This is a genomic window from Roseibium porphyridii (genome assembly GCF_026191725.2).
Taxonomy (GTDB): Bacteria; Pseudomonadota; Alphaproteobacteria; order Rhizobiales; family Stappiaceae; genus Roseibium; species Roseibium porphyridii.
In genome coordinates, this window is the sequence record NZ_CP120863.1 from 3,587,880 (window position 1) to 3,610,768 (window position 22,889).

Below are 22,889 nucleotides of genomic sequence, written 5' to 3' on the forward strand. Positions count from 1 at the left end.
TATGAGTGACATTCTGGTTGAAACTGTTGCCAACAAACTCACCACGGTAAGCTACGAGTGCCTGGAAAAGGCCATGCGGCTGACCAAAAGTTCCGGTCACCGGCACTTAGAAATCCTGCACTGGCTCTACTATCTGATCCGGGACGAGAATACAGATCTGACGCATATTCTCCGCCACTACGGGATCGACCTTGGAGCTGTTCACGCGGATCTTCAGCAGGCCATTTCGGATCTCAAGATCAACCAGACCGAATTGCCATCCATGTCGGCACCTTTTCAGGAAGCGCTGGAGCGCGCCTGGTTTGAAGGGACGCTGCGCTTCGGCGACTATAAAATCCGCTCAGCTTATGTGCTGCTTGCGGTCATGGGCGACAAAAGCTCCTGGCGTCAGCTTTGCAGATACTCCTCCGCCCTGGAAACGCTCAACAAGGATGAAATCATCCGTGAGTTTGAATCCATTGCAGGCGCGTCCTCTGAAACCGGTGCGCGGCCAATCGATGGGTCCGGCCCAAAGGCTGCCGCAGGTGCAGCCCCTGGCGAGGCCGCCGAGGCATCGCCGGGCAGCGGCGTCGGCGAGGATGCCCTTACCCAGTTTACGGTCGATTTCACAGCCCGTGCACGAGCTGACGAATTTGATCCCATTGTCGGACGAGATGAAGAAATCCGTCAGGTTATCGATGTTCTGATGCGCCGTCGCCAGAACAATCCAATCCTGACCGGCGAAGCCGGCGTCGGTAAAACCGCAATTGTTGAAGGTTTCGCCCAAAAAATTGTGTCAGGCGACGTCCCACCCGCACTGCTCGGAACAAGATTGTGCGCTCTGGATCTCGGGCTGCTGCAGGCCGGGGCCTCCATGAAGGGTGAATTCGAAAAACGCCTGCGCGCGGTCATCGATGCCGTTCATGCCTCCATTGTGCCAACCATCCTCTTCATTGACGAAGCGCATACACTTGTTGGTGCGGGCGGTGCAGCAGGAACAGGCGATGCTGCCAACTTGTTGAAACCCGCGCTTGCCCGCGGGACACTGCGGACAGTGGCAGCCACCACCTGGTCCGAATACCGGCAGCATTTTGAAAAAGACCCCGCACTGACACGTCGCTTCCAGCCGGTACAGGTGGATGAGCCGGACGAAGAGAAGTGTTTTACCATGGTGCGTGGTCTACTCGGCCCGATGGAAGACCATCATCAGGTGCGCATTCTTGACAGCGCAGTGAAAGCTGCGGTTTCCCTGTCTCGCCGCTACATCCCTGCCCGACAATTGCCTGACAAAGCAGTCAGCGTCCTGGATACGGCCTCCGCCAAGGTCAACATTTCGCAAGCAGCTCATCCTGCTCGCCTTTCTGACCTTGTCGCCAAGAAGGGTTTTCTGGAAACGGAAAAACAGGCCCTCCTGAACGATGCCGAACTTGGCCACGACGGTGCTGAGCAACTCGAAGCAATCGATGAAGCGATTGCGGACACGGAAACAGCCATCGGAGAGGTTCAGGAAGCATGGGAGAAAGAGCGCAAATTGGTGGCCAGCATCCGCAGCCTGAATGCCGCGCTTGCCCGGCTGAAGAACGGTGAACCGGCCCCCATGCCGGAAAGTGCTCCTGAAGAAGCTGAGAACGGCGACGCGCCTGCCCTTGTTCCAATCGACGACCTGGATCTCGACCTTGATGTCGATCTTGAGGACGAAGAAGCGATCCGGACAGCTCTCAAGGAAAATCGGGAAGCACTTGCGGAGATCCCCGAAGAAGACCGGATGGTCTTTGCCTATGTCGATGACGATGCAGTCGCCACGATCATAGCCGACTGGACCGGCATTCCTGTTGGTCGCATGGTTCAGGATGAAATGGAGACGATCCTCAGTCTCTCCGACACACTGAACAAGCGCGTGATTGGGCAGGCACATGGACTTGGCATGATTTCCAAAAGGATTGAAACCAGTCGCGCTCAACTGGGCAATCCGGACAAACCGATCGGCGTCTTCATGCTTTGCGGCCCATCCGGTGTCGGCAAGACCGAAACGGCGATTGCACTCGCTGAAGCTCTCTACGGCGGCGAAGACAACCTGATCACGATCAACATGTCGGAATTTCAGGAAGCGCATTCAGTGTCCGGCCTGAAAGGGGCGCCTCCCGGATATGTCGGATATGGCGAAGGTGGCCGGCTGACAGAGGCCGTGCGCCGTAAGCCCTATTCCGTGGTGCTGCTGGACGAGGTGGAAAAAGCGCACCCGGACGTGCATGAAATATTCTTCCAGGTCTTCGACAAGGGCTGGATGGAAGATGGAATGGGCCGGAAGATCGACTTCCGCAACACACTGATCCTGTTGACGTCAAACGTGGGCACGGATCAGATCATGGATGCTGCGGGCCACATACTTGACCAGCCGATTTCTGACGATCCGACTGTTGCAGCGGTTGACCCAAATGCGCCTGATCCGGAAAAACTTGCTGAAGACCTACGGCCTGCTTTGCTGGACGTTTTCCCACCTGCTCTGCTTGGCCGTATTGTTACGATCCCCTATTTCCCGCTGTCGCCATCTGTGCTCGGCTTCATCATCAGGTTGCAGCTTAACCGCGTCGTAAAGCGTGTAAAACAGAACCAAAATGCGGAACTTGTCTATGGAGACGACGTGGTCGCGCATATCGTGTCTCTTTGCCGCGATCCTGACAGCGGTGGGCGTATGATCGATAACATTCTGACCAACGACCTGCTGCCGAAACTCTCCAGAGCCTTCCTGACAGCCCAGATGAATGGTCAGGAAATCAAGACGGCAACAGTGCACGCATCTGATGGAGAGCTGAGCGTCACGACAGACTGAGTTGAACCAAGAACTCAATTTCACCCTGCGCTCAGCTTTTGGTTTTTGGATGATCGACGCCAGGAAGAATGGTTCACGGATATGCGAGACATGGGAAACTTGATCTCGCATATCTCTTGGGGCCTCGAAACTAGAGCGGAAAGCTGGATTGTTCAGTTCAGCTTCCGGGGAACACAATCCACATCAGAGTTGAAGCTCTGTGTCTTTCAAGAACTGATTGAATACGTGTCTATTGTACGCTCAAGATTTCGCCGACAACAGAGCGATAGTCTTTGAGATCCTTACTCGCAACGGATTGCGGTGCGTCTGATCCGGTTTCCATTTCGAATGCGAGCGGGTCGGTCGGTTCACCGCGTTGCCGGATCTCAAAATGCAGGTGCGGACCGGTAGACAGTCCTGTCGTGCCAACATAGCCGATCAGATCTCCGGCCTGGACGACCGTCCCTTTTTCGATGCCATCCCCATATTCGTGCATATGAGCATATCTGGTCGTAATTCCATCCTTGTGTGTGAGCTCGATGAAATTACCGTACCCTCCACGTACGTCGCGGTAAGTTACCTTTCCAGAAAACGCAGCTCGAATTGGTGTTCCCGTCGGTGCAGCCCAGTCAACACCCGCATGCAGTCTCTCCGTCTTCTTGATCGGGTGAAAACGCATGCCGAATTTTGAGGTCAAAACCCCTTTTACCGGAACAAGCATGGCGCCTGACAGGCTAACCTTTCCGCCTTCACTGACACAGGCAAATCCTCTGTTCCCAGGAGCCTTGAGCACATAACAACGCACTGACCAGTCATCGCCTCGGCGTACTCCGGCAAACAGAACGCGGCCACCGCCTCGTTTTTCGTCTCTTGGTGCATCAGTGAACACAAGGGTAAATCGTTCATCCGGTTTGATCGCCCGTTTCAGATCTGTCGTTGGAGCCAGATAGGCGATGGCTTCACCCACGATTGAGGCCGGCACCGCATTGCGGACAGCTGTTGCATAAAGACCGTCTATCAATCGATGCGTCTTGCCGGCAGATGCCCCACCATCGCCAGCGCCTTTATCGCTCGCGATCTTTTCTTCAACGATGGTTTTCCCGAACCAGGGGTCAGCTCCATGGACATAGCTGTCTCCATCCCGGCTCAGAGAAAACGCCGCAGTTCCAAGGTATCCATCCTCGGAATGAAAAGATATCTGCACAGGACGGTAATAGTCACCGATCCGCCCAACCTTATTTGGCATTCGCACACCACGTACGGCGATTGCATCGCCCGCGATCAAATCGCCTTTCTTGAATTCTGATTGGGCGAATTCCTGCAAGGGCTTCAAGACATCTTCATCGAATCCCTTGGCTTTTAAATAGTCCGTCAGAGAGGTTGCCTTTTCGATCCGCTCCCGGACTTCAATTCTGCTCGGCCCCTGCCCGATCGGACGCTCTGTCAAAAAGAGATCCAATGTGTCAGTGGGTGGTTTCAGGAAAACCGGAAGATCCGTACCGCCATCGCTGATCTGATCTTCTTCAACAACCAGTCCCTCCGTATCTTCGCCACCACCAAAATTGCCGAACTGAAAATCGGCTTCACTGCCTGGTGCACGGATCACGAGATTCCCGTCAGCATCCAGCATCTGACTGTCGAGAACGAAGGCCGTCAGCGTGGGGACCGCAACTTTGCCGGTATTCGCATTTGTTGGGACGGGCCGCTCAGAGAGTTCTATGCGCCTGCTTGAAGCTCCACTGCCGAGCAACACCGGGTCTCCTGCAAGCGGAATAACTGCCGACAACGCCATATCGAAAAACGGATCTGCCGGAACATCCAGTTCGTCGTCGCTTGCAACCACTGTTTCTGGGGCGGGCAGTTCTATCGGTTTGTTATCAGTTTCCGTCACTTGAACATTTTGGCCATCTGTGTCGCCCTGGACTGGCGCCTCAACACCGTCGGATAGTTCGGCAACATCGTTTCCTGGCAAATTTTCCGGCGGAGAAAACGAAATGGAGCCCGAAGTGAACAAATGCGTCAAACCTCCGACAACTCCTCCGAACAGGAGAAAACCAACGGCAAGACCGGCGTAAACGAGCTTGGGCGAGGATTTGCTTTGTCGTGGCGGTGTTTTCTGCCGCGGTGCTTCCTGAGTAGCCTTCGCGGGTTCGGCTCTCTGCGCAGCTTGTGGCTTTCCCGCCGGCCGGATGATGGTCCGGTCGAATTCGGGCCTGTTGCCACCCTGATTTCGATTGTCAGGCCATTGGGCCATACCGCCTTCCTTGCTCCCTCATGGTTCCATTGGAACCACCAAGTCTGAACAGTTTGATCATGCCGGATCGCAAGTTAGGATGCAAAGGCTGAAAATAGTCGTCAACGCGGGAACTTAAGCAACTTCGGCTGTTGTTGCTTGGATTTGTCTTTCGTCGAAAAATCGTCTTCCATGTACATTTCAGCGATGTCCAGAGTGAACACAGAAATGTCCTTGCTCAGGCCTCGCAGCTGGCCTGACCAGATCTCCTTGACCGGGTATGTGCTGGCCAGGTTTTGAGCGACGGATTGGCTAAAAGCCAAACGAACCTTCTTGTCCTTGGCGACAGATTCTATTCGGCTGGCCGTATTGACCGTCGTTCCCATGACAGTGAAGGACCGGCGGAACTCCCCACCGATATCACCGACCAGAACAGGACCAGCGTTCAATGCCACCCGCAGATCGAGAATGGATTGGCCAGTTTTCCGGCGCAGGTCATCAAGCAGGCCGACAATCTCTCGCGATGCGTCGACAGCAGCCTGTTCCGGGTTGGCAACCGTGTTGGGCGCGTTCCAGACTGCCATGATTGCGTCACCGATATATTTGTCGATGTAGCCGTGATGCGCCGTTATCACACGTCCGATCTCGTCAAAACAGGTATTGACCATCTTGACCACTTCTCCGTCGGCAAGACTGTCGGACATCTTGGTGAAGCCCGCAATGTCGATAAAGGCGACAACAACCGTTCTCGTATCCCCACCCAATTCCGGAAGTTGCTCCGAATGCGCCATCTGCCGGATCACATCAGGCGCCAGATAGTGGCTGAAAAGTCTGACCAAAGATCTCTGTTTGCGTTGTAATACCGCAACCTTGCCAGATGCCGCGACAACCATCGCCACGATGCAGGCAACAGGTGCTACGCCCGGTGCGATCAGAAAACCAAACTCCAACCCCGCCAGGCTGATCCCCAGCGCAGCTGCGATCCCTCCAATTGCGACCAATGGCAAAGTCATCAGGGGTAACATGAGACCGGCAAATGCTCCGGCGATCGCAAATGCGATGGCAAGGCCCCATAGCAGACCAGTTGGCGGTTCAAGCGCGACACGGCCAGTTAGGGCCGCCCCCACAAGGTCGGCCAGGATGAAAACACCTGCCGTTTGCGCCTGTACTCTGGGCCGTCCGCTCTGCCCAGTTTCAACCTGATCGGCCGCGGCAACCGGCAAGAAACGGTCCGAATATAGATGCTCGTCTTCGAACGGGATCAAACTACCGATCAGGATGATCCGTCCTCGGGCAAACTCCTTAAGTTTTTCGCGCCCCTCCTCGCTTTCCATCATGGTCAACACATCGATCATGGAAAGATAGGGTATTGAGGAGGACAGTCGGGCATCGGGAATTGCCGTGTAGGTTTCCGACATTGAAGACCTTGCCGCCCCCAACAAGGCATCAATCAAGTATGGCGACTGTGCGAGCGGCAGCTGAGGCGTGTGACTGCGCACAACGCCATCGCTGTCGGTAGAAATGATAACGGAGCGGACACCACCACTGCCAGCTGCGGCAGTGAACCGTCTGTGCGGCACACCGACCTCGGTATGCGCGATAAAAACCCTGCCGCGATTGGCAAAAAGAAAGCGCTGAAACGGAAGATCGAAGCCGCGCAGGCTTTCTTCTCCAGTCTCGGGATAAACAAAGGAATCCGCGCTGTAGGCGAAAACAAAATCAAAACCGAGCGCGACAGCACCAGAATCAAGTATCGCCTGACCGGTTTCAGCCAAAACCGGTGTCATCAAGACCCGCGGATAGGGTGAAAGTCGGTCTGAATCGAGCGCCGTCTGATCCAATCCGATCACGGCAACTGGTGCTGATGCAGAAGGTTGCGCACCACCCATAATGGCTCTGATCTGAAAAAGCCGGTCAGTGAACCAACCTTCCCAAATAGCCTTTTTCGCAGACAGGCCGGCGATAACACCGATGGCCATCGCAACACATGCAATGAGCACGATGAGCTGTTTCCGGCCGAATGCTGCGTCTGCAATCCGGCCCGCAAAGGTCATTTCACGATGACTACCGCAGTTTCTCGTCCAACCTGAACGGGATCAATGGTGATCTTTCGCATGACAACGCCGTAGTCCGGCGCTTTGCCTTGTAGAAACAGTTCGACTTCGACGGATTCGTCTTCTTCGACACGATCCGGCATTTCGGTCAGAATGTTATCGAGCACGTCAAACCGCTTGGGAGCACCACCGCCGAAGGAAACGAAAACCTTGTCGTATTCTTCACGCAGCTTGTTGTCGAAACGCAGCATCAGGGACGCCGCTTTCTTGTTCTCAAGGGTCAGACCCCGAAGGGTTACCGTCAATCCCTTGTCGGCCTTCTCATCACCTGAGCCACTTTCAGCCTGGAGACAATTGCCTGCTCTGAGCAGCTTTTCTTCGCCGCCATCAAGAGTGTAGCCGTCTGAAGAAACATTCACGACGCCAGCCATCAAGCGCACTTCCTGACAGGCACCGTAGCTGAGCAAATCGATATGGCCAGACTTGCCAAGATCAATCACGTCACCCGGCATCAGTTCTTCAAATGCGGAAACACCAATGCCTTCCGACTTGTCCAGAACAAGCGCAACAGGATCAGCAAAGGCAGTGCTCACGGAAGCGACCAGCCCGACAGAAAACACGGATCCGATAGCGGCAGCCTTCATACATCGTCCCAAAGGAATATTTTTGAATGAATACGTCATCTCGGTCTCCCAAGTTAAGTGCTGTTCGGCAGTCGGCGACAAGGTGCCAAAGCCGTTCTTGTGAAACAAGTTATATCAGAGTGTGGCAATTTGAGTGTGGCTATGGTCACACAAAGGAGTTTTTCGCGCCAAATCAAGCAAACACCGTGCAGATGATGCGCATCTATCCAGCTGGCTGAGTGTAGACCCCGGCGATCCCGATACCGCTCGCAGCGGTCCTGATCAGTTTCAGTAGACTTGGCAGGAGCTCAGGACTGAGCGCTTTTCCGTCAAGCGCAGACAGAACGCCAACAAGCTGCACCATCGGTTTGTTCGACCGCACCAAAATGATGTGATCCGCGCCAAATGGCAAAGCTGCGCGCAAGTTGAGGCCATAGGGTTTGTCTGCATCAAGCAGCGAATCCTTACCCAAGGGGTCTGCTCTCTTGTCCGGCGCCAGCAACCGCATGGTCCCGTCAGCTTCCAATGCGAACACCGTCATGTAACCACCTTCGTCGGACGTCAAACCAACCTTGAAGGCAGCTCCTTCCGGGATATGACCAACGGAAGGCTGCAATTTTCCTTCAATGGGCTGCACGTCCCTAGAAAGCGCATAAAGATCGGAAAGCAGCACCCATTTTGTGACCACATTTGCAAATCGATCTGCATTTTGTGCCTGACCGCGAAGAACAACGTCGCCAAACTTGGTCAGAACGTCTCCCTCTTCAACGTCCCAGAAAAGATCTGCATTTTCACTGCCTGCAATCTTCAGTCTTCCAGAATGAAGCGTTGCCAGGTTTTCAAGGATCGGACGTGCGGCATCGGCACTGGCAGAAAGTGTCAGCTCGTAGACGCGACCTTCCAGAAAAGTGTCTTCCACGCGCGGCAGGACGGCTGCGCGGCTGTCACCGCCAACACTGAGGCTTGGGGATTGCCTGCCTTCGGTTGCAACACGAACCGTCTCCTGCAAGAACCGGCTCAGCTCGGCCATTGAGATGCCACCATCCCGGTCGAGATCGGCACGTCCTTCAACACCGCGCGCAAAAGCCCAGCTCAAAGCTCCTCGCGGTTCGCCACCAATCATCAATTCGGGAATAACCTGACCGTCGACAGTCGCCCCAACATAGATGACATTGGGCAGTTCCTGAAGATCTTCAGAATTGGTCTCGACCAGCACTGGATGAACAGGTGCGGAGCGCAAGACGTCATTCTCAAATGGCGGTAAGCCGATGAGCCTTGTTCCCAGCCGTGTGACACGCGGGTCAATCGAGCGGGTCATTGTTCCGGAATGGCAGCTATCGGCAATAACCATGACTCTGCGCTGTCCGGCCGCACGCAACATGGCCGCGATGTCGTCGTCCCTCAGGCGTTCTCCGTTGCCAGGTGCCGACACATCAAACCCTGCGAGCAAAAAAACCTCGTCCAGGCCGTCTTCTTCAGAACCTTCGAGCCACTCCGCCTCTTGCGCTCCATGACCTGCATAAGACAAGACCAGCACATCATCGGGTCCTGAACGGGCAACCAGTTCCTGCCAAGACGTTAGAATGGCGGCGCGCGACGCGTCGTCATCAAAAAGCGTTGTCAGATCTTGAACGCCGGCTGCGGTCAGAGTCTCGGCAATATCCCTTGCGTCGTTCACCGCTCCCTTGAGCGGTGAAACGTGACGATAGGCATCAATACCGATTACCAGCGCCCGCCATTCACCTGCGGTGGCTGTTGCAGCGAATGCAAACAGACACAGCATAGATGCGGCCATATGTTGGAACCCCAACCGGCCCAAATGTCGGATCGCTGATCTCATGTCATACTCGCAAAAGGACTGCGTTAGCCCCAGGAGCCGCCGCCGCCGCCGCCAGGACTGTCATTGCCACCGCCGCCGCCGCTGTCATTGCCACCGCCGCCGCCGCCGCTGTCGTTCGAACTGTCGCGAAGTGACGGGTCATTGATCGGGTCAACAACCGGACGGGTTGTCGATCTTGTTGTGGTGGAGGCATTCGCCGCGGCTGGCTGTGCAACCGGGTTTGGATTCGGGTTCTGCTGCGTCTGGCAGCCCGCGACCAGAAGTGCGGCCATCCCAGCCAGAGGTATTAAACGCAGTAGTGAATTCATCGTCTTTCTCCTTAGCCCCCGGAAATATTACTCCGGTAAAAACTGACCGAATGCTCCAACTCAAAAACGTCGATCAACCCAAAAACCTTCCCAAATAGACTTGGGAAAATCGAAAATTTAGAACAGATCGTAACGTGGACGGCTCTGTTCCCACTGATGTTTAACCAATGAAATGACGGCCTCGTCACCCTGAACCGGTTCACGGCCACTCGCCTCAAAGAAGGCTGCCAGCGCCTCGCGGGTTTTCCTGCCAGGCTGACCATCCACGGGCCCGGGCGCAAAACCCAAATCCGTCAATGCTTGCTGCAACACTTTGGCTTTCAACCTCTTGTCCGCATCTTTCAGCGATCCGGTGGCCTTGTCGGCTGCTTGCGAAGAGGGATCGACAGCGACGGCCATTGCAAGCATCCTGATGCGATCACGTGCAGCACCCTCACCGGACTGCTTGCCGAGCATGAATGCCGTGTTGAACGCACCCCAGGCATCACCGCGTTGTGCGCTTTCCCGGAACCATTTGGTTGCCTCTTCGGGACTTTTTTCCACGCCTTGGCCGTTGAAATACAGCAGTCCAATCGCAGTTCCCGCTGCCGGATGACCACCGTCATGCGCTTTCATGAACCAACCGAGAGAGGCTTCAAAGTCCTGCGGAACACCTTTTCCTTCTCGGTAAAGGGTCCCCATGTTCAGGAAGCCGTAGATGTCATCGCGAGATGCAGATCTGTTGTAATAGTAGACAGCCCTATCGACATTCTCGCCAACGTGTTGGCCGCGAAGATAAAATCCGCCGATCGCATTGTAAGAAAATGTGTGTCCGGCCTCTACGGATTGCAGAAGCTTTTCCAGACCCGCTTCTTCATTTTGGGCAGTGCCTTCCCCTCTGATCTCAGCCATGCCGAGAGAATGAAGCGCATAGGCATCACCACGTTCGGCAGCCTTGCGGTAAAGCTCAACCGCCTTTTCACGGTTCCGATCGATACCGGCACCGAGATAATACATGCGTCCCAGAACCTGACCTGCTCGGACATGACCCATTTGGTAGGCCTGCTCAAAATAAGCGCTCGCCTGTTCCAGATCTCCGGCGGCAAATGCGCCGCGCCCTCGCTGGAAAACAAACCTGCCAAATTCGGGATAGGCAGCCATGGCAGCGGCACAAGCCTTGTCCACGGCCTCCGGATCCAGGTCGTTGGCCAACCGGCCCTCGGTAACGGCCTGGAGATCGAAAGGCTGTGTCGCCAACTGATCACACTGTGTGACACGCGGCTGGACAATCTGTGTGAGTGTCGCTGACTGACCGGCGGCCGCAGGCAATTCGAGCGAGAACTTTCCGGCCTCGGTCTCACTGCCGATCTGGGGACGCACAGTCAGCGTCGGCAGAGCCGATACCGGAAACCGGTCGCCACTTTGAAGAAGCCTTCCTTCTGATGAAAGCTGTAGATCCGGATCAACGGAAACAACCTTCAGCCAGTCGCTGGTTGCCGGCAGGCCGTCTGCTGGCGCTTCCGGATAAACGGGAACCGGTCCAACTCCGATATCCGCATCAACGGCACCGGAGGTGGCCTGATCCGTCAGCCAGGCCAACAAGTCCTGGAGGCGCTTGGCGCGGTCTTCCTGGTCCTTGTTGTCGTCAACAGGCTCTGCTGCCTGGGCAACCGTGATTGAGGCGATTGCGTTGGCCGTGCCACCCCACTGGTCCTTGACCTCATATCCGATCAGCTCGACGTCTCCCGTACCGGACTGCGCAGGCACAAATTCCAGACTGGCCAATTCAGATGCGCCAATGATGTCGCCTTCAGAAACGACAGCTCCACCCGGCAAACGCAACTCACCTTTTTCAGGAGAAAGCGTCAAAGTCGCCTGTAGACTGCCACCTTCGGGTTGCACAGGTTCAGGTATTCTGAGCGGCACTGCTTCCTCACCGGCGGAAACCGTTACCCGGTGATGGGCTGTCACAATCGGTTCCGGCTTTGGCGGAACAAAGTAAAAATTTGTGACGAGCGTAGAGTCCTCATAAGGGATCTGCTGGCCGCCTGTTTTTTTGACAACCTCATCGCGCACCTTGGTCATGAGATCCTTGATCTCTAGCGCAGGATTGAGAGCATGGCCAACCACAGACGTGGTGAAAGGGCTCATGGGCCCCTCGCCGTCAAAAGCTACCTGACCCGGCCGCGTTGCGTATGAAATGAATGCGCCGAGCTTATTGGGGATACGTCTGAGCCCACGGGTCTTTCCGAGGGAATACTCCTCCTCACCCCAGAACAAGCTGCCGATTTCAAACGGATTGTCGCGGCAGGCATCCAGCATCACGATTTGCAGGCTGGAAGCAGCCTTCATGTAGTCGAGCAGGTGCGAAACCTTCAAACTTTCAAATTCCAGATCATATTCGGACGTCAATTTCGCATCGACCGGCAAGATGAAATTGGATTCTCCAACCTGAAGCGCGTGACCGGAATAATAAAACAATGCCGTATCACCGTCTTTCAGTTCACGAAGAAACCTCCGAACGACTTTCTCAAGCTCTTTCTTGCTAAGGTTCTTACCGATCGTGACATCAAAATCAGCCTCACGCAGCACCTTTGAAATTGCCAGCGTGTCGTTGATCGGATTTACCAAAGGCTCGACATACTCATAGTCCTGGTTACCGATGACCAGTGCCACTCTTCGCCCGTCTTCCGGTGTGGGTGCCGCAAGTGCGTATTGGCCGGGTAAAGCAAGGCTAAGCGGCAGACTGATCAATCCGATCCGTACAGCCCTGCGAAGCCTGGCAAGTGGTTTTGGAGCTTTTGGTCCGGCGGACCGGAGCACGATTGGATGCGATTTCCGATTTTGCATTACGTCCTCAGCGCTGTAACCTCGACGATACTTTAGCGCTCAAGCAGATGTCAGACTGTGACAAACCTCACAAGGAGATCGATCTTGCCGATACGATCAGCGCCCCGCGATAGTATGCCCTAGCGTAAAGTGATGCACACTTGCCGCGTGGAAGCAAGCCAAGCCTAGGGTGCAAAAGCTGTTTTCATTTTTCCATTTCAATTGTTGACCCGCAGATTTTCAATCAAACCGAGTCATTCTAAGATTCGACAACCCACACATCAGGACACCCGGATTATCCATGACCACCGAGCTCCAAGTCCGCCAGTTGACCGAAAACGAAATCCACGTCCCTCTTTCAATGGCCATGGAGGAAGGATGGAATCCGGGTTTGGAGGATGGACCGGCATTCTTTTCAGCAGATCCAACTGGCTATTTCGCCGGAGAAATCGATGGCAAGCTCGTCAACGTTATCTCAGGTGTGCGTTATGGAAACGGGTATGGTTTTATCGGGCTTTATATTTGCAAACGTGAATTCAGGACAAAAGGCTACGGCCATCAAATATGGCATCATGCAATGTCATATCTGGGAACGCGCGTCATAGGTCTTGATGCTGTCAACGAACAGACCGCCAGTTACGCAGAGCACGGCTTCAAGTCCATCTACCGGAACATCCGGCAAATCGGCACATCCACGTGTGACACACCCATGGATCCGCGCATTGCACCTCTTGGACGAGGCATATTCCCGTCGATCAGGGACTACGACCAACGCTTTTTTCCCGCAGAACGCGAAGACTTTCTGAAGCGGTGGACAGATCCCATGAGCGAAACCCGAAAAGGCTTCGCCTTTGTCGAAGACGGTATCGTGATGGGCTACGGTGTGATCCGCCAATGCCATGAAGGTTTCAAAATCGGTCCCCTTTTCGCCGACACTCCAGAGATTGCGGACACCTTGTTCAGGGCCCTGGCAGGTCAGGTTAAAGGGCAATTTGTGATACTGGATACGCCCGAACCCAATGCAGCGGCACTTCTGCTTGCAGAGAAATACGAATTGTCTCCCGAATTCGAAACCTTTCGCATGTATCGGGGAAAAGCGCCCGAGCTGCCACTGGACCAAATGTTCGGAATTACCACATTCGAACTAGGCTAGCCGTCTTTAGAGCATTGAGGGCAAACTCAGTGTTCGACATTTCGATATGCAAGCATGGCACCGGCCAAATCTTCCAGAGCCGCACCGACAGACTTGAACATCGTAATCGCGTCGTCTGACTGTCGACCCGGATGATCGGTCCGACAAAGATCATAAAGATCTGCGCGAATGTCATCGCGCGATATCAGCCCGGCCTTGAGAGGTTGGACGATATCACCACCTTCAGTCAGACATCCGTCCCTTGTGTCGACAAAAATTTCCGCTCTTTTGATAAGGTCATCATCGCTTTCCCGCATTGTTGGCTTGAAAGCCCCGACGAGATCAACATGTGCTCCAGGTTTCAGGGCCTTTCCCTTGATCAAAGGTTCTGAAGAAAGGGTCGCGGCACTGATAATATCAGCCTGTCCAAGCGCTTCCGTCAGGCTATCAGCTGAGTTGATCGTGATGGGAAAAACAGACTGCAATTCCGTTGCAAGCTCATTCGCTTTCGCCTTTGAGCGCCCCCAAATCGTGACTTCCTCGATCGAGCGTATGGCCATGTGAGCCGCTATCAAATTCGGTACAAGTCGCCCCGTCCCAAGCAATAGCAAGTGGCGAGCATCTGAACGTGCCAGATAGCGCGCAGCCAACGCGGAAGCCGCTGCGGTTCGCCGCGCTGTGAGCTCACCACCATCGATCAAGGCCAGCATTTCACCCGTCCCTGCATCGGAGAGCAGGTACTGAGCTGAAACTGCCGGCAGCGACCGCTCAGAATTGCCTGGTACAACTGTCGCAACTTTCACGCCGGCGTATTTGCCTGGCAGCCAGGCAGGCATCAACAAGAGCGTTGCGTCTGGTTCACCCGGTATCTCCATGTCATGATGATGTCGCGTCGGCATCATGCACCCGGTTCGAAACATTTCTGCAAGAGCGTCTATCAAGTCCGGGAATGGAAGCGCATCACGTGTCTGGTCTTCGTTCAGGAGCAGCATCTTTTGTCAATCAATAGTGTTGTTAATACTTGCTGGAACAAATCATATTCGCCGACCCGGACCAAGAACTATCTTTTCAATAGATAAAAGCGGGAACTTCTCAGGATAAATCGAAGATCATCATCACATAAGCTGCAAAGAGTGCAAGATGAACCGCGCCGAGTAGATAATTCGTGGTTCGACTGCCGAATGTCAGCAAACTGACGAATAATGTCAGTGCGAGGAGTACGATCTCTGGTGGCTCCAGGCCGAGCTCAACCGTGTGCCCGGTATAGAACCCAACAAAAAGAACCGCCGGGACAGTCAGCCCGATTGTCGCCACGGCGGAACCGAGGCAAATATTGACGGCGCGCTGCAGCTTGTTTTCCTTCGCCGCCTGCAATGCACTGAGCCCTTCCGGCATCAACACAAGAGCTGCAACGATAAATCCACTCAGCGCAATTGGTGCGCCAAGACCGTCAATCCCAAATTCAACATAAAGCGCCAGTTTCTTGGACAGCAGTATTATCGGCAGCAATGCCCCTAGAAGACCAACAATATGAAAGGGCATCGAGCGAACGACAATGCCATGATGGCCGTGGTCGTCGTCTTCGGCTGCGTCCGGTTGACGAAAAATATCGCTGTGAGTGACGGTCTGGATCGCCAGAAACACGCCATACAGCATCAATGACATGACCACTTCAAAACCCGCCTGGAGTGGCGAAAGCTCACCTCCTGGGGCTGAATGCGTGAAGCGCGGTAGCACAAGCGCAAAAATGGCAAGTGGCACGAGAACCGATAAGAATGCCTTCGCACCTTCCAGGTTGTAGGATTGGTTTTGGTGTTGCAATCCGCCGACAAGAAGACAAATTCCGATCAATCCATTCAGAACGATCATCACGACTGAAAACATTGTGTCTCGTGCCATGGTCGGTGCAGCATCGCCCGACAACATGATCGCAACGATAAGCGCGACCTCAATGCCGATGACAGCCAGGGTTAGTATCAGTGTACCAAAAGGCTCGCCAAGCAATGTGGCGAGGCATTCCGCATGCCGTACAACTGAAAAGGCGCACCACATGACAACGACAAAGATCAGCGCCAACAGCAGCAGCGACGAACCAACGCCGATGTCGTCAGGTTTTAAAAACCCTCCCAGATACGCAAATGCAGCAAAAAGGAGAAACCCGGCCAGACTTGGCATTTCGGACTTCAGCAAGGTCACGCCCCCGGGACCAGAGATTGGAAACTGCAATCAACTATAGGCTGCTCACATTGTCAGCTGCAATACGCTAGAACGAGCTGAGTTTGTTCATACAAAAAAACCGACGCATAGCGCCGGTTTTGCAGTTCGATGATGAAGCCATCAAATAGCGAGATATTCCTGACGCAGTTCCGCGTTGTCGAGTACTTCCTGAGCAGATCCGTCAAACACCACTTCACCCATATCGAGGATGACGGCACGATCCGCCAAATGAAGAGCCGCGATTGCGTTTTGTTCGACGATGATCGTCGTCATGCCAAGCTCTTTCACGCCCTCCAGGATCCGCTCAATTTCTTGAACAATCACCGGGGCGAGCCCTTCGTAAGGTTCATCAAGAAGAAGCAGTTTGATGTCCCGTGCGAGAATACGGGCCACAGCAAGCATTTGCTGCTCCCCACCCGACATTGTTACGGCCTCCTGCGACCGCCGCTCGGCAAGTCGCGGGAAGTGCTCGTAAATCCGCTCGATAGACCAGCCCTTGGGCTCGGCAATCTGAGAAAGTTCCAGATTTTCCTGAACAGTCAATCCGGGAATGATGCGCCGGTCTTCAGGAACGAGCCCCACACCGCAACGTGCTGCCTCGAAACTTTTCATTTCGTGCAGAGGTTTGTGATCGAGCCATACCTCACCATGTGTCAGCTGCGGATCGTCCATGCGGGCAATTGTCCGCAAGGTAGACGTTTTTCCCGCGCCGTTGCGGCCAAGAAGAGCCAGGATCTCGCCCTCGCGGACATCGAACCCGACACCCTGCACGATGTAGCTCTCGCCGTAGTAGGCGTGCAAATCCCATGCTGAGAAATAGGCTGGTGCAGCGCCTGTCGCTTTTTTGGGTTTGATCCCTGGCGCTTGTTTTCCGGCAAATTGATCTTCAAGTAGGGTCACAGATGCGCTCCTCCGAGATAGGCTTCCTGAACGCGTGGATCACCCTTGATGTCTTCAGGTTTTCCTTCGGCAATAATAGTGCCCTGAGCGAGAACCGTTACCTTTTCTGCCAGCGAAAAAACAACGTGCATGTCGTGCTCGATCACCACCTTGGTGATGCCGCGATCACCGATGCGTTTGAGAAGATCAATGGTGTTGTTGGTATCCGCACGCGACATTCCGGCGGTTGGTTCGTCAAGCAAAAGGAGCTTTGGATCTTGAGAAAGGCACATTGCCAATTCCAGACGGCGTTTGTCACCGCGTGACAAAGAGCTCGCGGTCACTCCCTTCTTGTCCTGAAGACCGACATCCTCAAGCATGTGCATTGCCCTGTCATGTATCTCCGCGTCTTGATCGACACGGGCGAACGCATGTAGGGCGAATTCACCATCGCGTTTTGCAAGCGCCGGGATCATGATGTTTTCGAGCAATGTCAGGTCATCGAAAATTTCCGGTGTCTGAAAAACACGCGAAACGCCGATCTGGTTGATTTCATGCGGCTTCATTCCGGTAAGAGAAACGTCGCCGAACATCACGGTTCCGGTATCCGGGGCGAGCCGTCCGATCATACAGTTCAGAAAGGTCGACTTGCCGGCCCCGTTCGGGCCGATAATGGCGTGAACTGTCCCTTCTTCTACGGAGAAGTTCACATTGTTGAGGGCCCGCAGTCCGCCGAACGACTTGTTCACACCCTCGACGCGTAGGATTTCCATATCAGTTCACCTTATTCTGCAGGGGCCGCGGATGCCTGAGGCGCAGACTTGTCTTGTGAGGGCGGCTTCCGCCGTTTGAAAAGACGTCCTATACGCTCCAAGCCTTCCATGATGCCACCCGGCAGGAAAATCACGATCAGCATGAACATGATGCCGAGAGTCAGGTGCCAGCCCTTACCAATGAACGGATGGATGATGAACACCAGAACATCTGCCAACCCGTCCGGCAGCGCTGCAAACCAGTCATAGAGGATGTTGTCGTTGATCTTGGAGAAGATGTTTTCACAATACTTGATGAAACCTGCTCCGAGCACTGGTCCGATCAAGGTACCTGCCCCGCCAAGGATCGTCATAAGCACAACTTCACCCGAGGCTGTCCATTGCATGCGCTCTGCGCCTGCGAGTGGATCCATCGCGACCATCAATCCGCCGGCCAGACCGGCATACATGCCTGAAATCACGAACGCTGCCAAAGTGTACGGCTTGCTGTTCAAACCGGTGAAATTCATCCGCTGTTGGTTAGACTTCACGGCGCGCAGCATCATGCCGAACGGTGAACGGAAGATCCGGATTGCTATATAGAAGGCAATCATCATGACAACGGCGCACAGGTAGTACCCAGCGTTGAATGTGAAGAGCCACCCGCCCATCGACATTTCAATGCTTTCCCGCATCGGCATCCCGAAGAAGTTCGCAGGCGGGATTGAGCCGTCAACCTGACTGACACCGATGACCCGTGGATCGTCCAGTGCCAGCTGGAGGCCGGTTTCACCATTCGTAATTGGCGTCAGCACGGAATAAGCCAGCGAGAACGACATCTGAGCGAAGGCCAGCGTCAAGATCGAGAAATAGATCCCCGAACGCCGGAGCGAGATGTAGCCAACGAGCAAAGAGAACAGTCCGGCAAAAACAACAGACATGAAGATTGCCGGAATGACGTTCATCGTGAGCAGTTTCATCATCCAGACACCGGCATAGGAGCCGACGCCGAGGAATGCTGCATGGCCAAAGCTGAGATAGCCAGTCAAACCAAAGAGAATATTGAAGCCGATTGCGAAGATCCCAAAGATCAGGAAACGCTGCATCAGATCAGGATATCCGGCATTAAACTGGGCCAGTTCCGAGTTCTCTGGAAACGGGTTCAGCAAGAAAGGTGCAAAAACCACGAGAGCCAGGACAAGCAGGAACATGTAGGTGTCTTTTTTATTCAATCCCAACATGACTTAGCTCTCCATGACGCCTTTGCGCCCCATCAGACCACGAGGACGGGTCAGAAGGATTACGATGGCGACGAGATAGATGATGATCTGGTTGATGCCTGGAAGCAGCGCGACGACCTGGGCCATTGACGCAAAGCTTTCCAGAATGCCGAGGAGGAACCCGGCCAGGACAGCGCCTGGCAACGACCCCATGCCTCCGACAACAACCACGACAAAACTCAGGACCAGGAAGTCCATGCCCATGTGATAGTTGGGCGAATTGATTGGAGCGTACATGACGCCTGCAAGGCCGGCGACAACCGCGGCCAGCGCAAACATGAAGGTAAAGCGCTTGTCGATGTTGATCCCCAGAAGGCCGACTGTCTGACGGTCTGCCATTCCTGCCCTGACGACCATTCCGAACGTCGTGAACTGCAGAAAGGCGAAAACAGCGCTGATGATGCCGGCGGCGAAGAGGAAATAAACGATCCGCCAGTAAGGATAAATGATCAGGTTCGGATCGAGGCCAATCAAGACACCGAAGTCGAAGCTTCCGGAAAAAGCTTCCGGAGCTGGCGTCGGGATCGGGTTGGCGCCGTAAAAATACTTGATGATTTCCTGGAGAACAATCGCAAGGCCGAACGTCACGAGGATCTGGTCAGCGTGCGGGCGCTTGTAGAAATACTTGATCAGACCACGTTCCATGAACAGTCCGACAAGGGCCATGATTGGTATTGAGAAGAGGATCGCGAGTGGCACCGACCAGTCAATAATGGCAGCCCCCGTCTCGGGTCCAAACCAGGCTTCCACGTAAGGCGTTTCCACTTTCAGTGGATTGCCGAGAAAATCGGTTCTGTCCGGATCGACAGTCGTGAACGAGAGGCTCAGCAGACGATTGAGTGTTACAGCACAGAAAGCCCCGATCATGAAAAGGGCACCATGCGCAAAGTTGACCACGCCAAGGGTGCCGAAAATCAGCGTCAGCCCCAGCGCAATCAGCGCATAGGCTGAGCCTTTGTCGAGCCCGTTCAGAATTTGAAGAAGTATCGCGTCCATCGCTCTTCGCTCGGATCCTAAGCGCGTGTGGACCTGCCCCCAACCGCGCGGTGTTTAAAGGATCAGGCAGGGCGGTGCACCGCCCTGCCTGTCAGTTTTTGGTGTATTAAGCGCCCGGGTTACAAGTGCCGAGAGCACCGCCCGCGAACTGCGGATGATCAGGTGCGTAAGTGACCTGCTCGACCGGGGTAACTTCGACGATTTCAAGAAGGTCGAACTCGGAAGTCGGGTTTTCTTTACCCTTCACGACGAGAACGTCCTTGAAGCACTGGTGGTCTTCAGCGCGGTAGAGAGTCTTACCGTTTCCAAGACCATCAAACTCAAAGCCTTCCAGGGCTTCGACAACGCCGCAAGGATTGAACGTTCCAGCACGCTCACATGCATCAGCGTAAAGGATTGCCTGCACGTATGTTGTGTGCGCTGCCTGACTTGGCGGGAAGCCGTACTTCTGGCCGAAGGATTTAACGAAAGCCTTGGAACCCTCATCCTGAAGCGACCAGTGCCAGTTCGTGGACCCGAAGATGCCTTTAACGTTCGCACCGGCACCTTTCGCCATCAGGCGCGAGTACAACGGAACAATGATTTCAAAGTTCTTTCCGTTGACGAGTTTGTCGCGCAGGCCGAACTGAACCGCGTTTGTCAGCGAGTTCACCATGTTGCCGCCATAGTGGTTCAACACGAGCACGTCAGCATCAGACTGAAGAACCGGTGTGATGTAGGCGGAGAAGTCGGTCGCAGCCAATGGCGTCTTGACGGTTTCAACCGTTTCCCAACCCAGAGCCTCGGTCGATTCCTTGACGGCCTGCTCTGTGGTGTAACCCCAGTTGTAGTCTGCCGTCAGGTGATAGGCCTTACGGTCAGCGCCATAGGCATTTTTCAACACCGGAGCCAGTGCGGCACCTGACATATAAGAGTTGAAGAAGTGCCGGAAGCCGTTAGCCCGCTTGTCCTTACCCGTTGTATCGTTTGAGTGGGTGAGACCGGCCATGAAGATAACGCCGGCTTCCTGACAAAGTGCCTGCACGGCAACGGCAACGCCGGAAGAAGAACCACCCGTAATCATGATGGCGCCGTCTTTTTCGATCATCGACTTCGCCGACGCGCGGGCAGCATCAGACTTTGTCTGCGTGTCACCGGTGACGAATTCCACTTTCTTGCCCAGGATACCGTTGCCTTTAAGCGCCTTGGACGAGAACGTGGGCAGCATACCGCCATCACCCTCACCGTTCAGATGCTCGACGGCCAGCTGATAGGCACGCAATTCATCAGCGCCCTCGTCTGCATAGGGGCCTGTTTGCGGTACGTTGAAACCAAGTGTGACAGTCGAACCGGTCGGCTCATTCAGATAGCCGGCAGACCAGGCTCTGCTGGTAAAAATTGTCGGGGTTGCCAACGCAGCGCCACCCAATGCGCCTGCGCGCAGGATAGAACGGCGGTTAAGCGGTTTACGAATAAAGCTCATACTTTCCTCCCAGAAAGGCACGGCGCACCCACCTCGGATACGCCTGCGAATAGCTGTACAGCGGCAAGCAATCCTGGCCCGTTCCCCGTCCGGAATTCCGGATCCACTGCGCCAAAACTGCAAGCTGGCGCAACTGTAGAAAAGTCCAATACCGGTCAGCAATACGACTATCGACGCGTGCCTGTCAGTTAAGTCATTAGACTTTCGAAGTAATCGCACTTTCATGCGGGAAATAGAGAACTTTTATATTGCATTGCAACATCCCTTTTACAAAGCAATTCCATAGATTTTCTGAGAAAATATTTGGCACCGCAATATTACTTTGACGTAATGGTCAATCTCACCATTCACTCAAGGAGTTAGACCAAAGTTTTAGATGCAAAACCAAGATCTCGGTCAGCAACGTGAATTTGACGGAAAAGCCACACAATCGATAAGGTCCGAACGCACACTGAATTCTTCGAATCGACCTATCAGGACAGCATCAAGATGACCCTTCTGACGTCTCTGGACGCGCTTCACGAGCACTACGGAACCGTAGGAGAAGCATCGCTTGTCAAAGAAATAGATCACCTAAGCCCTGCCTACCGACACATCATCGAAGTCTCACCTTTTTGCGCCCTGACAACCTGTGGTCCCGAGGGTCTGGATTGTTCTCCGCGTGGAGATGAGGGAAATGTTGTTCGGGTGGAAGACGAGAGAACACTGCATTTACCTGACCGGCGCGGAAACAATCGCATCGATTCTCTCCGAAATATCATACGAGACCCTCGGGTCTCGCTGATGTTCATGATTCCCGGTTGGAACAATGTGCTTCGCGTAAACGGGCGCGCCGCCATTTCAGTTGACGCGACCCTGTTGGCTTCCTTTGAAAAGGAAAACAAACAACCAAGGTCAGTCATCGTTGTGACCATTGAAACAGTCTATTTTCAATGTGCACGGGCAATTATGCGTGCGGACCTTTGGAACCCTGATATTCGCATTCCCAAAGAAAAGCTGCCTACTCCGGGCCAGATCATGCAGGAGATCAAGCACTCGTTCGATGGCACGAAATATGATGCAGAATGGCCTGAGCGTGCGTCCCGGAGCATGTGGTAGCGCCTGTCTGCATTGCACATCGCTCGTGTTCTTGAATCATGCTGACTCATTTGAAATCATGCATTCAAAGCGAATGCGCTACTGCCATGATTCCAGCCCTGCGTTCTTAAGGCACTCTGCCTCCAATTCAACTCGGATATGTCTGATTCATTCTCTTGCTCTGAACAGCACTATCTCGCTTTTCCAATGACATACGTTGTTCGGTACCTTTCAGTCCTTTCCATTTTCTGTCTGTTTTAGCGTTGGTTGGACAGTGCTGTGACGACACAAAGGATTGGCGCAAGTACGTTGCCCGACTCAGGAAGACCATGATGATCTCTTATAAGAGCGCATTTGTGCTCATTGGCATCATTGCCATTTTACCGAAGCGACTAAACTTGATGTCTAATTGCACTGATTAAAACTTGGAAGGTGGCGTA

General features: G+C 54.2%; 16 protein-coding genes. 3 read left to right on the forward strand and 13 right to left on the reverse strand.

The annotated features are described in order from the left end of the window. The first annotated feature begins 1 nt into the window (after position 1). The gene (tssH, locus tag K1718_RS16700; RefSeq protein ID WP_152502031.1) at positions 2-2,809 is read left to right on the forward strand and encodes a type VI secretion system ATPase TssH; all 2,808 of its coding nucleotides are present in this window, start codon (positions 2-4) and stop codon (positions 2,807-2,809) included. 229 nt (positions 2,810-3,038) lie between these two features. Here the strand turns inward: tssH and K1718_RS16705 are convergent, their stop codons facing one another. From K1718_RS16705 to K1718_RS16730, 6 genes are all read right to left on the reverse strand, one after another. Further along, entirely contained in the window at positions 3,039-5,042 is a 2,004-nt protein-coding gene (locus K1718_RS16705) for a M23 family metallopeptidase (RefSeq protein WP_265681492.1), read from the reverse strand. Positions 5,043-5,143: 101 nt separating this feature from the next. Continuing rightward, entirely contained in the window at positions 5,144-7,075 is a 1,932-nt protein-coding gene (locus tag K1718_RS16710) for an adenylate/guanylate cyclase domain-containing protein (protein WP_265681491.1), read from the reverse strand. Further along, positions 7,072-7,719 carry a hypothetical protein gene (locus K1718_RS16715; RefSeq protein ID WP_265681490.1) on the reverse strand — a complete coding sequence of 216 codons (648 nt, stop codon included), beginning with the start codon at positions 7,717-7,719 and terminating at the stop codon, positions 7,072-7,074. Before K1718_RS16715 ends, K1718_RS16710 begins: the two co-directional genes overlap by 4 nt. Before the next feature lie 202 nt (positions 7,720-7,921). Further along, complete coding sequence (locus K1718_RS16720) at positions 7,922-9,493, reverse strand: caspase family protein (RefSeq protein WP_265681489.1); 1,572 nt, start codon at positions 9,491-9,493, stop codon at positions 7,922-7,924. Positions 9,494-9,561: 68 nt separating this feature from the next. Further along, the gene (locus tag K1718_RS16725) at positions 9,562-9,846 is read right to left on the reverse strand and encodes a hypothetical protein (RefSeq protein WP_152502035.1); all 285 of its coding nucleotides are present in this window, start codon (positions 9,844-9,846) and stop codon (positions 9,562-9,564) included. A gap of 117 nt (positions 9,847-9,963) precedes the next feature. Further along, positions 9,964-12,675, reverse strand: a complete 2,712-nt coding sequence (locus K1718_RS16730; RefSeq protein ID WP_265681488.1) for a caspase family protein — start codon at positions 12,673-12,675, stop codon at positions 9,964-9,966. Between the two features lie 280 nt (positions 12,676-12,955). On the opposite strand from K1718_RS16730, the gene K1718_RS16735 reads away from it, so the two are divergent. Then, complete coding sequence (locus K1718_RS16735; RefSeq protein WP_265681487.1) at positions 12,956-13,807, forward strand: GNAT family N-acetyltransferase; 852 nt, start codon at positions 12,956-12,958, stop codon at positions 13,805-13,807. Between the two features lie 26 nt (positions 13,808-13,833). On the opposite strand, the gene lhpI is transcribed toward K1718_RS16735, so the two are convergent. The 7 genes from lhpI to K1718_RS16770 form a co-directional block, all read right to left on the reverse strand. Beyond that, entirely contained in the window at positions 13,834-14,778 is a 945-nt protein-coding gene (lhpI, locus tag K1718_RS16740) for a bifunctional Delta(1)-pyrroline-2-carboxylate/Delta(1)-piperideine-2-carboxylate reductase (RefSeq protein ID WP_265681486.1), read from the reverse strand. 100 nt (positions 14,779-14,878) lie between these two features. Next, complete coding sequence (locus K1718_RS16745) at positions 14,879-15,961, reverse strand: calcium:cation antiporter (RefSeq protein ID WP_265681485.1); 1,083 nt, start codon at positions 15,959-15,961, stop codon at positions 14,879-14,881. Positions 15,962-16,123: 162 nt separating this feature from the next. After that, a complete protein-coding gene (locus tag K1718_RS16750) occupies positions 16,124-16,903 on the reverse strand; it encodes an ABC transporter ATP-binding protein (protein WP_152502039.1) in 780 nt (259 codons plus the stop codon). Further along, a complete protein-coding gene (locus tag K1718_RS16755) occupies positions 16,900-17,655 on the reverse strand; it encodes an ABC transporter ATP-binding protein (RefSeq protein WP_152502040.1) in 756 nt (251 codons plus the stop codon). Before K1718_RS16755 ends, K1718_RS16750 begins: the two co-directional genes overlap by 4 nt. Positions 17,656-17,666: 11 nt before the next feature. After that, positions 17,667-18,875, reverse strand: a complete 1,209-nt coding sequence (locus tag K1718_RS16760; RefSeq protein ID WP_265681484.1) for a branched-chain amino acid ABC transporter permease — start codon at positions 18,873-18,875, stop codon at positions 17,667-17,669. Positions 18,876-18,878: 3 nt separating this feature from the next. Beyond that, on the reverse strand, positions 18,879-19,910 hold the full coding sequence (locus K1718_RS16765; protein ID WP_152502042.1) for a branched-chain amino acid ABC transporter permease: 1,032 nt from the start codon (positions 19,908-19,910) through the stop codon (positions 18,879-18,881). Between the two features lie 106 nt (positions 19,911-20,016). Beyond that, positions 20,017-21,372, reverse strand: a complete 1,356-nt coding sequence (locus tag K1718_RS16770) for a substrate-binding protein (RefSeq protein ID WP_152502043.1) — start codon at positions 21,370-21,372, stop codon at positions 20,017-20,019. Between the two features lie 489 nt (positions 21,373-21,861). Between K1718_RS16770 and K1718_RS16775 the strand changes: the two genes are divergently transcribed. Further along, positions 21,862-22,470, forward strand: a complete 609-nt coding sequence (locus tag K1718_RS16775; RefSeq protein WP_265681483.1) for a pyridoxamine 5'-phosphate oxidase family protein — start codon at positions 21,862-21,864, stop codon at positions 22,468-22,470. Positions 22,471-22,889 lie beyond the last annotated feature (419 nt).